Source organism: Gracilibacillus salinarum, assembly GCF_022919575.1.
In the GTDB taxonomy this organism is placed as follows: Bacteria; Bacillota; Bacilli; order Bacillales; family Amphibacillaceae; genus Gracilibacillus; species Gracilibacillus salinarum.
This window is the reverse complement of sequence record NZ_CP095071.1, coordinates 302,165-315,102: the sequence shown is the minus strand read 5'-3', so window position 1 is coordinate 315,102 and position 12,938 is coordinate 302,165. Positions and strand designations below refer to the sequence as shown.

Genomic DNA, 12,938 nt, shown 5'->3' with positions numbered 1-12,938 from the left:
GTTCACCCCCGAAAATTTTCATCAAGCAGTGCAATCAATTTCTTCGCAAATCCTTGCTCATGAATCGAAACAGCTACACGACCTGATTTACCTACCGCTTGTGAAAGTGTATCTCGATCGTCAATAAAGAAAAAAGGGATGTGATAATACGTACATTTATCCGTTAATTTCTTTTTTGTCTGATCTCCGATATCACTTGCGATAAGAACTATTCTTGCTTTCTTTGACTGAATTTCCTTTACGATTAGCTCTTCACCAAACGTACATTTCCCTGCACGATTGGCTAAGCCGATAATATTTAAATATGCCTTATTCACCTTATTCGCCTTCAATCTCATGACGCAGGTGCTGGTACACCTCGTCCGGGATTTTTATCTCCAAATGTTTGTCGAGTGCACCATTTTTTTGCGCCTGATCGATTACTTGCAAGTCCTTGGAAACATAGGCACCACGGCCGTTTTTCTTACCAGTGGGATCGACAAATACTTCGCCTTCTTTGGTTTTGACCACTCGAATTAACGATTGTTTCGGCTTCATTTCTTGTGTAATTACACATTTTCTAAGCGGAAGTTTGCGCTTCTTAGCCATTAGAATCACTCCTTACTTAAATAGATCTTCATCCATATTTTCGTAAGATTCTTCAAAGTCCAGGCTATCGTCCTCATATTCTAACCCTTCAAGGCTTTCATCCGCTTGTTCTTCTGAAATCATACCTTCTTCTATTGCTTCCGATTCACTCTTAATATCGATTTTCCATCCTGTTAATTTAGCAGCAAGTCTTGCATTCTGCCCACGTTTACCAATTGCAAGTGACAATTGATAGTCCGGCACGATGACTGTTGTAGCCTTCTCTTCCTCATCGACAAGGACTTTGACCACTTTTGATGGACTAAGTGCATTAGATACATAGACAACAGGGTCTTCAGACCATTCCACGATATCTATTTTTTCACCTTTTAATTCATCAACGATTGTTTGTACCCGTTGCCCTTTTTGTCCGACGCATGAACCGACCGGATCGATCTCAGGATCTTCTGCATGTACCGAGATCTTCGAACGATCACCCGCTTCTCGTGCCACAGACTTCACTTCGACTGTACCATCAAAGATTTCAGGGACTTCCATTTCGAATAACCTTTTTAGTAATCCTGGATGAGTTCTCGAAACAAAAATATTAGGACCTTTATTGGAATTTTCAACTTTGGTCACATAAACCTTAATTCTATCATGTACCTGATATGTTTCGGTAGGCATACACTCGGATTCCGGTAATTTTGCTTCTACTTTACCCAAGTTGACATAGATGAAACGACCGTCCATTCGCTGAATCGTACCATTCATAATATCATCTTCACGATCGATATATTCATTAAATATAATACCACGCTCTGCTTCACGCACTCTTTGTGTAACTACTTGTTTCGCAGCCTGAGCAGCGATTCGTCCGAAATCTCTCGGCGTTACTTCTACCTCTACTACATCGCCTACTTCATAGGAAGGATTAATGTGGTGCGCTTCTTCTAGCGACATTTGCTGTTGATGATCCTCTACTTCTTCCACAATCTCTTTCTGAGCAAATACGCCCATGGAACCAGCTTCTTCATTTATATCAACTCGCACATTTGTTGCGGACTTAAAGTTTTTCTTGTATGCCGATATTAATGCTGCTTCTAAGGCTTCCATTAAAATATCTTTGTTTATTCCTTTTTCCTTTTCTAAATAATTCATTGCATCGAACAATTCTCTGTTCAACCTAATTTCCCCCTTTAATCAAAAGTAACAGCTAAGCGCGCTTTAGCAATTTTGTCAAATGGAATTTCCACTTCTTTCTTTTTGGTTTTTTCCTTATATTGAATTGTTGCATAGCCATTCTTAAAGTCAATAAGATCACCTGTGAATGCTTTTTCACCAGCAATCGGCTCATACAGCTTCACAAAGACATGATGCCCGATATGCTTTTCGAAATCTTCACTTTTTTTGAGTGGTCGTTCTACTCCAGGAGAAGAAACTTCCAGGAAATACGCTTCTTTGATTGGATCTGCTTCATCCAGTTTTGCACTTAATTTTTCAGAAACAAGTCCACATTCTTCAATATCTACGCCACCATCTTTATCAATATAAACTCGTAAAAACCAATTAGGACCTTCTTTCTCATATACGATATCTACCAGTTCTAAAGAAAGTTCTTCTAAAATAGGTGTTACAAATTCTTCTGTCTGTTGTGCAATATTGAGTGCCAATTTCATTACCTCCTCTGCTGCATTTTGTTCTTTAGAATATATTTCCCATAATTGAGAAACGATACACACCGTTATTAGTGTGATAGTTGAAAAGGGAATGATAAATCCCTTGCCATAATTGGCAAGGGATTTGCATCAATCCATATCCTTACTTCGCATGACAGCTAAGAAGAAAGAGTGGGTTCACCCACTCTTTCTTCTGTCCGCATCAAATGAAATCTGTTTAAAATATAGCATGAATCGGTATACAATGCAAGGAATATGATATATTTATCCAATAAAACAGTGTAATCTGCACTTTTCAGCAAATTGTGGATAAGCAATTTAGAGTGCTGGTCATTTAGAATAGTGACAGTTGATTTTTGTCAGCCATCCCTTCTAGACATCCATGCTGATCTAAATATTCCAGTACTGTTTTCGATATTCTGCTTCGTTCACGCAAATCTTCTTTTGATAAGAACTCACCATCTTCACGTGCTTTTTCGATGTTAATGGCAGCATTCGTTCCTAAACCATCTACTGCATTAAATGGCGGAATTAAACTGTTTTCCTCAACAAGAAATTCCGTTGCTGATGAACGATAAAGATCTACTTTCTGGAAGTGGTAGCCCCTCTCATTCATTTCCAACGCCAATTCCAATACTGTGAGTAAACTTTTCTCTTTAGGCGGCGCATCATTACCTTTTTCTAAAATTTCTTTCACCCGTTTGCGAATTGCTTCTGATCCTTTAACCATTGTATCTAATTCAAAATCATCTGCTCTTACTGTGAAATAGGCTGCATAGAATAAAATAGGATGATGCACTTTAAAGTAAGCGATACGAATCGCCATTAACACATATGCGGCAGCGTGTGCCTTCGGGAACATATACTTTATTTTCTTACAGGAATCGATGTACCAATCGGGCACATCATGCTTTTTCATTTCCTCAATCCACTCTGGGTCAAGTCCTTTACCTTTACGAACAAATTCCATGATTTTAAACGCAAGCGATGCATCTAAGCCTTTGTGCATCAGGTAGACCATAATATCATCACGACAACCAATAACATCTGGCAAGCCGCAAATACCGTTATTAATTAATTCCTGTGCATTTCCTAACCATACATCTGTACCGTGACTTAGTCCTGATATAATAACAAGCTCGGCAAATGTCTTTGGCTTTGTATCCTCCAGCATTTGACGGACGAATCGAGTACCAAACTCAGGTACGCCCAATGTACCAGTTTTACACATAATTTGGTCAGATGTCACACCTAACACTTCCGGCCCGGAGAAAATTTTCATTACTTCCTCATCATCGGTCGGTACAGTTTGCGGATCTATTCCGCTTAAATCCTGTAACATTCTGATAACGGTTGGATCATCGTGTCCAAGTATATCTAGTTTTAACAAATTATCATGAATAGAATGGAAGTCAAAGTGTGTCGTTCTCCATTCCGAGTTACGGTCATCCGCAGGAAACTGTATGGGTGTAAAATCATAGATTTCTTTATCATCTGGTACTACTATAATACCACCTGGGTGCTGACCGGTCGTTCGTTTAGCACCAGTACAACCTTTCACAAGCCGATCAACCTCAGCTTGTTTCAGGGTCATCTCCTTATCGCTAGCATATCCTTTAACATATCCATATGCCGTCTTCTCCGCAACTGTACCAATTGTTCCAGCGCGATAGACATTATCTTCACCAAACAATACTTTCGTGTAGTTATGTGCCCGTGGTTGATATTCACCAGAAAAGTTCAAGTCAATATCGGGGACCTTATCCCCTTTAAAGCCTAAGAATGTCTCAAAGGGAATGTCCTGGCCGTCCTTCTTGAGTGGTACGTCACACTTGGAACAATTTTTGTCAGGTAAATCGAACCCGCTCCCGACAGATCCATCATCGAAGAACTGACTTTCCTTACATTCTGGACAAACATAATGAGGCGGCAAGGGATTTACTTCTGTAATTTCAGTGAATGTCGCAATTAAAGATGAACCAACGGAACCCCTTGAACCAACCAGGTATCCGTCATCCAATGACTTTTTCACCAGTTTTTGTGAAATTAAGTAAATAACTGCGAATCCATGTCCTATTATACTTTTTAATTCTTTCTCTATTCTTTTTTCAACGAGTTCTGGCAACTCATCACCATATACAGACCGGGCAAAATTGTAACTTAAATCTCTAATCTCTTGTTCTGCACCTTCGATATTTGGTGTGTACAAATCTTCTTTAACAGGTTTAATATCTTCTAACTGATCTACAAGTGCATTGGGATTATCGATAACAATTTGTTTTGCTGTCTCTTCGCCTAAAAAGGAGAAAGCCTCCATCATCTCAGTGGTTGTTCTGAAATAGGCATTTGGCAATGTTTGACGACTTAAAGGATTACCACTTTGTGATGAAATCAGGATTTGACGGTATATGCGATCATTTTCATTAATGTGGTGAACATTCCCTGTCGCCACACATGGTTTGTTAAGGTCACTAGCTAATTGCACGATATTACGGATAATATCGTATAACTGCGCTTCATTCTGTACTAACTCTCTGTCATATAAATGAACAAAATTGGCAGGTGGCTGAACTTCAATATAATCATAAAATTTCGCTACTTTTTCAGCCTGTTCCTTCGATTTTTGCATCATCGTTTCAAAGACTTCCCCCTGATCACAAGCAGTTCCAACTAATATCCCTTCTCGATACTGCTGCAGCTTGGATCTCGGAATTCTTGGTACACGATAAAAATAATTGATATGTGCCATCGATACCAGTTTATAAATATTCTTTAAGCCTTCCTGAGTAACGGCAAGCAACGTCGCATGGAAAGGTCTCGAACGCTGATATGCATTACCTTCCCCCATATGCTGATTATATTGATTGTGATTAGTAATGCCTCGTTCTATCGATAGTTTCACAAATTTCCACAACAAATAACCTGTTGCTTCAGCATCGTAAATCGCCCGGTGGTGCTGGGTTAATTCAATATCAAGCTTTTTACAAAGTGTATTGAGACGGTGATTCTTTAATTCAGGGAAAAGTAATCTAGCCAACTCCAGTGTATCGATAACAGGATTACTTGCCTCATCATAACCAATCCGCTTAAACCCTGTATTCAAAAAGCCCATATCAAAGTCAGCGTTATGAGCAACCAAAATCGCATCGCCCATCCAAGCATGGAATTCCTTCAAGACATCTTCTACTTCCGGGGCATCTTTGACCATGTCATCTGTTATCCCAGTTAAATTCGTTGTCGTTTCGGACAGTGGATGATGAGGGTTAGCAAACGATTCATATCGATCCACGATCTCACCGTTTGTAATTTTTACAGCTGCAAGCTCAATAATCGTATCGTAAATTGCAGATAAACCAGTTGTTTCGACGTCAAATACCACATAGGTATCCTCAGCCAAATTCCGATCTGCTTCATTATAGGCAATCGGCACACCGTCATCGACAATATTCGCTTCGACACCGTAGACAACCTTCACTCCGTGCTTTTGCCCAGCTGCATATGCCTCTGGATAAGCTTGCGCAACAGCATGGTCAGTAATAGCAATTGCTTTATGCCCCCATTTACCAGCTTGCTCGACTAATTTAGACGCTGACACTACTGCATCCATCTGGCTCATCAATGTGTGGGCATGCAGTTCTACACGCTTCTCCCCATCCAGACCTGGATCGTCTCTTGTGATAGTAGGGACTTGTTGAATGTCTTTAGCCATCATCGTTAATTCATTCGAGAAATTATCAGTCTGAATCATACCTTTAGCCTTAATCCAGAGTCCTTCTTTTAACTGCTTAAACTTTTCAACGTCTTGATCACCTTTAGAAAACATTTTTATCTGGAAGGAATCGGTATAATCTGTCACCTTCAGGATAAGCAAATGTCTTCCTGATCGTAATTCACGGATGTCAGCATCAAATAGATAACCTTGAAAGACAATGCTTTTCTCTTCTTCGAAAATGTCTCTCATCGGAACAGGTACTTCTTTAATCGGATAGCCGAGTTGAACAGGTCCCATATCCGTTTCCTGTTTTGATTCCTGTGCGCGTTTTTCTTGTTGTTTAAAAGCTTCTTCGACTTTTTTACGGTCTTCCATTGCTTTTTCCTGTTGGAATTTCTCTAACTCCTCTTGTTGATCGGCTACTTCCATTTTGATAATTTGCTTGGCTAGACCAGCTTTTGTACAAAATTGATCAAGATGCCCTTGAATATTTTTCCCCCACTGTGCTTCGATCTGGTTACTTACAGTTAACATAATAGTATTATCATTAAATAATGGCTTTTTATTTTCTATTGCTCGATATTTTGGGGATTCATTCACTAATTCTGATAGAAAAATCTGCCAATAATCAAAACGTTCCTTCTCGCTGAGCTGATCTTGCTGTACTTGTATTGACCAGGTAACCTTGGCAATCGAAGAAAATGCTTCTGTCAGTTTCAATATGAACAGCTGATAAATATCAGCAGGAACCGATTCAGCAAGCTGAAAATGAAAATGCCAGCGCTGATCAGCACGAAATACTTCGAGCTTTTCAATACTTCCTTCTTGGAAATACTTATTTTTCATGTCGTCCGTTATACCAATTTGATCCACTAAAAGTCGGAATTTTTCATGATTAGAGATGCTCATGCCTGATCTCCTTTACTTGTTAATCTTTCCAGTATAGCTTACATAAAGATAATTCCCTTGTCTGTGTTAAGGAGACAAGGGAATTGTATTAGTTAAACATTGCATGTAATTTCGGAAGCAAATCTGATAGGTGAAGATCTTCTTGTTCCCCATTCTCTCTCAACTTGCATTCGACATAGCCGTCTGCAGCTTTCTTACCAACTGTCACACGAACAGGCAATCCAATTAAATCACTGTCTGCAAATTTCACACCTGGACGTTCTTTACGGTCGTCATATAAAACAGATATGTTATTTGCTTCTAATTGTTGATAGATTTCTTCAGCCAGTTCCGATTGTTCATCATTCTTAGGGTTCACTGCAATCAAATGAACTTGATAAGGAGTTATTTCTTTTGGCCACTTTATCCCGTTCTCATCATTATATTGCTCTACAATAGCTGCAATAGTACGGGAGACACCTACTCCGTAACACCCCATTGTCATGGTTTCTTGTTTGCCTTGTTCATTTAAATAAGAAGCACCTAGTTTCTCTGCATAGAACGTACCTAATTTAAAGACCTGTCCAACTTCAATACCTTTTGCAAATTGGATGGTTCCCTGTCCATCTGGAGAGGGATCACCTTCCTTGATGAATCGAAGATCATGGAAAGAAGATATGTTAAAATCGCGATCAGGATTAGCATTTTTATAATGCTTATCATTTTCATTAGTACCGCAGTATGCATTTTTCATAACTGCAACGGCATGATCGGCAATGACTTCTATCTCATCCGGTACAGATACAGGCCCAATCGAACCAACTTCTGCCCCAAATAATTGACTTGCTTCTTCCTGGGATGCTAATTCAACGTCGAATGCCTCGAGAGCATGCTTTAATTTAATATCATTTATTTCATGGTCTCCACGTGACAACACCAGGACAAACCGTTCGTCCACTTTAAATAACAGTGATTTGATACCTTTTTCCAATGGTTCATGTAAAAATTGTGATACTTGCTCCATTGTCTTATAGCCAGGTGTATCTACTATTTCTAATTCCTGCATTGCTTCTGTATTCTCCGGATAGTCCAAATGGACAGACGCCATCTCAATATTCGCTGCAAAGTCAGACGAATCTGAGTAGGCAATTGTATCTTCTCCAACTTCGGACAACGCCATAAATTCATGGGTATCCTTTCCGCCCATGGCGCCGGAATCTGCTATAACCGCTCGGAAATTCAATCCACAGCGAGAAAAAATATTCTGGTAAGCTGTGTAAAATTTTTGGTATGCTTCGTCAAGACTTTCCTGCGATGTATGGAAAGAATAGGCATCCTTCATAACAAATTCACGTCCACGTAACAAACCAAAACGAGGTCTTTTTTCGTCGCGATACTTTGTTTGGATCTGATATACACTAAGTGGAAGTTTCTTATAACTTTTCACTTCATCTGCAATGAGACTTGTGGTTACTTCTTCATGTGTTGCTCCTAAGGCAAATTCACGGTCGTGGCGGTCATTTAGTCGCATTAATTCTCGACCGTAGCTATTCCATCTGCCCGTTTCCTTCCAGAGCTCAGAAGGTTGCAGAGCAGGCATCAGCATCTCCACTGCTCCTATTTTTTCCATTTCTTCATGAACTATTTTTTCAACGTTTTTTAGAACTTTATTCCCTAATGGTAATAAGCTGTAAATACCTGATGCAGTCTGACGGATATATCCAGCACGAACTAATAGTTGGTGACTTCTGATTTCCGCATCTGCTGGTACTTCTTTTAAAGTTGGGATAAGTGTTTTACTATGTCTCATTTGCAAATATCACCTCAATGATTTCAATAAAAATTAGAAAAGTATGTCATCCATCAAGGGCGTCTTGTCCCATGGATGGGTTAGCAAATTTAATCGGGGTGTTAGCATTCAGCTAATACCCGCTTCGCCGCTTGATGAAAATCTTTTATAAGAATAAGCGTTGGATATCATTCCACGTTACAACAATCATCAGCAGCATTAATAAAGCAAATCCAATAAAGTGCACAATACCCTCTTTTTGAGGATCAATTGGCTTTCCTCTCACTGCTTCTAATCCGACAAATAATAGTCGGCCTCCGTCAAGTGCAGGTAATGGTAATAAATTCATAATACCTAAGTTAACACTCAGCACCGCGGTCCACGTCATAAAATTCATAAAACCAGTTTTCACTACCTGGTCGGTTGCATCATATATACCAACCGGACCTGATAAAACATCAATCGAAAACTGACCGGTAATTAATTTCGTTACATTTGTCAGAATTAAAGTAGACCAGCGATAGGTCTCTTCCAAACTGTATGGAATAGCGCGTAGAAATGATTTCTCTAAGGCCAGTGTCACCCCAACCTGTCCAATTGTATCTTCAGCAGTCTCAACAGCAGCTGGAGTTACCTCTACTGCCAATTGCTCATTATTTCGCAGGACAGTCATTTCTAACGATTCATTGGGACTGGACTGCACGATCTCCTGAAATTCATCCCAGGAACTAATCGATGAACCTTCAATGCCAATTACAGTATCATTAGCCTGTAGTCCAGCTTCTTGCGCAGGACTGTCATCGACAACAGATCCTATTCGTACATCATCGACAGGTACACCTTGAATGTTTGCAAGGACGATAAAAATCACAATCGTTAGGACAAAATTCATTAATGGACCAGCGAATAATTGCAAAGCTCGCTGTCCAAGAGATTTCGATCCGAACTGTCGATTGTAAGGCGCTATTTGCGTGGATCGTTCATCCATAATAAAGTCAGCTTTTTCATTTACACGGAAGGAGTACTTCTTCTCTTCGTCTATTTCATAGCCTTCAATCGTCAAATTATGATCAAGGTCAATATGTTCTACCTCGATAATGAAGGCATCAGGATGCTTTGCCTTATTATTTACGATGATCTGATTTACTTCCCCATCATTATTAAACGTTAATCCGATATGTTGACCTGGTTTAATATCAATTATCTCGGGATCTTCACCGGCAACCCGAACATAGCCCCCATAGGTAATAACCGGATAGTATATAAGGTTTCATTTTTCACAATCGAGAATACTTTAGGGCCGAACCCGATCGCAAATTCCCGAACAAGCATGCCTGTTTTCTTGGCAACATAAAAATGGCCAAATTCATGTACAAATACAAGCAAACCGAACATTAATATAAAGGCAATAATGGTCGTCAATCAAAGCACTCCTTCCCTCACACTCGTAATCAATATTTTTCATAGATTTGCTGTCGAACTTCCTGGTCAATCTTTTGAATAGCACTGATATCAGGCTGATCGATAAATGGATAATGTGCCATTGCATTAGCAATCACTTCTTCGATTTCTAAAAAGGTAATCTTCTCATTTAAAAACAAATCAACTGCTGCCTCATTGGCTGCATTTAACACCGTAGGTAATGAACCACCTTTATTACCTGCCTCATAAGCAAAAGCAAGACATGGAAAGCGTTCAGTGTCCATTCTGTCAAAATGCAAAGTACTGATTTCAACCAAGTCAAGACGCTTAGATGCTGGCAACGCCATGCGATCCGGATAGGTCAAAGCATACTGAATCGGCACGCGCATATCCGGTGTACCCAGTTGTGCAATAACACTGTTATCAACATATTCAACCATAGAGTGGATAATGCTTTCTTTATGCTGAATGACATCGATCTTGTTATAGGCCATATCAAATAGCCAATGTGCTTCAATTACTTCCAAACCTTTGTTCATCATCGTAGCAGAATCGATCGTAATCTTAGCACCCATACTCCAATTTGGATGGTTGAGAGCATCGTGTACGGTTACTCCATGGAGGTCAGAACGCTTTTTATCTCGGAAACTTCCACCTGATGCTGTAAGAATAAGTTTATGTACATCTTTAGCATGTTCCCCATTTAATGCTTGAAAAATGGCTGAGTGCTCACTATCAACCGGAAGCAAGTCCACCCCATATTTTTTTGCTTCTGCCATCACAATATGACCGGCAGTCACTAATGTTTCTTTATTAGCTATGGCAATCTGTTTCTTATGTCTAATTGCTGTAATTGTAGCGCTTAGACCGATACTACCCATTACCGCATTAACTAATACGTCCGTATCAGCATCCGCGCTGATTTCTTCCATACCTTCGTTTCCGAGTAAAATGGTTAATTGATCGTTATGTGCTAACAACTGCTGTCTAATTGATTCCTCTTGCACCACAATCTTTTTGGGATGAAAGGATTCGATAATATCAATTGCCTTATCAACATTTTTACCAAATGCAATAGCAAATAATCGAAATTTATCGTTATGTTCTCGGATAACATCCAATGTCTGCAAACCAATTGATCCGGTTGCACCTAATAATGTGATATTTTTCATAGTAGAACGCTCCAACTTCTATTAGTTTATGAGATGAAATGGATAAAATGTAACAACGGAAATACAAATAACCAGCTATCAAACCGATCGAGAATTCCGCCGTGACCTGGTAACAGTTTACCTGAATCCTTCACATCATAATGTCGTTTAATCGCCGACTCGACTAAATCACCAATTTGAGCAAATATGGATGACAGTATCGTCACGATAATCAATTCAAACAGCGCACCTGGCACGGGAAAGAAGTAATCAAATACTACCGCTACAATACAGGCAAGCAGTATACCACCCAACGCACCTTCTACTGTTTTTTTAGGACTGATTTTCGGCCACAATTTATGTTTACCAAATGCTCTTCCAAAGAAATAGGCACCGGAATCCGTTGATAATATCACAAGAATAACATAAAAAATATAGACTAGTCCATTATCGACCTCTCGCGTTTCAATCACGTAATAGAAGCCTAAACCTACATAAATAGATGCTAAAATCAAAAAGCCAGCATCCTCAAAAGTGAATTTGTTCTTTACCAGGACCGTATAACCTAATAAAATCAGCACAAAAAACATAAGCAGTTCAAGTCCTGAAGAGAAGTATAAGAATTCATCGTACACTAACAACGACCAAAGAAAAGCTACTCCCAAAAAAGTAGGAATAGGAAATCTTGTCATATTTCTCATGTGTAACAATTCCAAAAAACCTATCGTTGTAATGATATACATCACGATTTTAAATGTTAATCCACTTAAAAATATGATGGGGAAAAAAAGTAATATTGCCACGATAGCCGTTATAATTCTAGTTTTCATGATAATCTCACACCTTATATACCGCCATAACGACGTTTTCTTTTTTGATAGTCGCGGATAGCCTCTTCAAATTCTTCTGTATGAAAGTCAGGCCAAAGTGTTTCAGTGAACCACAACTCTGAATAGGCAGCCTGCCAGAGCAGGAAATTACTCAGTCTCAGTTCACCACTTGTACGAATCAATAAATCCGGATCCTCTAACTGTGAAGTATACAAATGATGGCTTAATGTATTTTCTGTAATTTCATCAATCCCATACTTGCCTTCCTGAACTTCTTCACATATTTCTTTAATAGAGCGGATCATTTCAAATCGACTACCATAATTTATCGCAATATTTAAGATTAAACCAGTGTTGTCAGCTGTTTGCTGCTTTGCATTGAGAATGGCTTTTTGAGTGTTGGCTGGTAAATCTTGCGCTTCTCCAATTGTCTGCACACGAACATTCTCTTCTACTAGTTCAGGTAAATAATGCTGCAGGAAATCAATCGGCAATCTCATCAGATATTCTACTTCATTCGAAGGCCGCTTCCAATTCTCCGTTGAAAAAGCGTAAAGTGTTAATACTTCCACTTGAAGCAGATTCGCTGCTTTTACAATCCTTTTGACATTATCCATCCCTTCACGGTGACCAGCAATACGTGGCAACCCACGTTTCTGAGCCCATCTGCCATTACCATCCATGATAATCGCAATATGTTTCGGAATATTTTCTGATAGGTCCGTTGAGATTTCGACGTTTTTCTCTTTTTTATTGTTAAAAGGAAGTTTAAACAAACGCATAAGTATCCTCCATTATGTAAGACCGGTTCTTTTTTATTTATTATACTATATAAAGTGGAAAAACCCTCTTCTTAGCAAGAGGGCTTCTACACTCAACATATATTCTACCTTTTTTTTG

The 12,938-nt window shown here is 39.2% G+C and carries 9 protein-coding genes and 1 pseudogene; all 10 read right to left on the bottom strand.

The window, feature by feature from the left end; all coding sequences use genetic code 11:
* Positions 1–2 precede the first annotated feature (2 nt).
* The 10 genes and pseudogenes from MUN87_RS01535 to uppS all read right to left on the bottom strand — a co-directional run bounded on the left by MUN87_RS01535 (position 3) and on the right by uppS (position 12,820).
* On the bottom strand, positions 3–317 hold the full coding sequence (locus MUN87_RS01535) for a YlxQ family RNA-binding protein (protein ID WP_244745691.1): 315 nt from the start codon (positions 315–317) through the stop codon (positions 3–5).
* A gap of 1 nt (position 318) precedes the next feature.
* On the bottom strand, positions 319–588 hold the full coding sequence (gene rnpM, locus MUN87_RS01530; RefSeq protein ID WP_244745689.1) for an RNase P modulator RnpM: 270 nt from the start codon (positions 586–588) through the stop codon (positions 319–321).
* Positions 589–600: 12 nt separating this feature from the next.
* Positions 601–1,752, bottom strand: coding sequence for a transcription termination factor NusA (gene nusA, locus MUN87_RS01525; protein WP_244745687.1), 1,152 nt, complete (start codon positions 1,750–1,752; stop codon positions 601–603).
* A gap of 14 nt (positions 1,753–1,766) precedes the next feature.
* On the bottom strand, positions 1,767–2,246 hold the full coding sequence (rimP, locus tag MUN87_RS01520; RefSeq protein WP_439649643.1) for a ribosome maturation factor RimP: 480 nt from the start codon (positions 2,244–2,246) through the stop codon (positions 1,767–1,769).
* A gap of 334 nt (positions 2,247–2,580) precedes the next feature.
* Positions 2,581–6,867, bottom strand: a complete 4,287-nt coding sequence (locus MUN87_RS01515) for a PolC-type DNA polymerase III (protein WP_244745683.1) — start codon at positions 6,865–6,867, stop codon at positions 2,581–2,583.
* An 88-nt stretch (positions 6,868–6,955) separates the two neighbouring features.
* The gene (locus MUN87_RS01510) at positions 6,956–8,656 is read right to left on the bottom strand and encodes a proline--tRNA ligase (RefSeq protein ID WP_244745681.1); all 1,701 of its coding nucleotides are present in this window, start codon (positions 8,654–8,656) and stop codon (positions 6,956–6,958) included.
* A gap of 145 nt (positions 8,657–8,801) precedes the next feature.
* Positions 8,802–10,057: pseudogene (gene rseP / locus MUN87_RS01505) on the bottom strand (RIP metalloprotease RseP).
* Positions 10,058–10,086: 29 nt separating this feature from the next.
* On the bottom strand, positions 10,087–11,229 hold the full coding sequence (gene dxr, locus MUN87_RS01500) for a 1-deoxy-D-xylulose-5-phosphate reductoisomerase (RefSeq protein ID WP_244745679.1): 1,143 nt from the start codon (positions 11,227–11,229) through the stop codon (positions 10,087–10,089).
* Between the two features lie 26 nt (positions 11,230–11,255).
* Positions 11,256–12,038: a phosphatidate cytidylyltransferase gene (locus tag MUN87_RS01495; protein WP_244745677.1), complete on the bottom strand. Its 783-nt coding sequence runs from the start codon at positions 12,036–12,038 to the stop codon at positions 11,256–11,258.
* 14 nt (positions 12,039–12,052) lie between these two features.
* Entirely contained in the window at positions 12,053–12,820 is a 768-nt protein-coding gene (uppS, locus tag MUN87_RS01490; RefSeq protein ID WP_244745675.1) for an undecaprenyl pyrophosphate synthase, read from the bottom strand.
* Positions 12,821–12,938 lie beyond the last annotated feature (118 nt).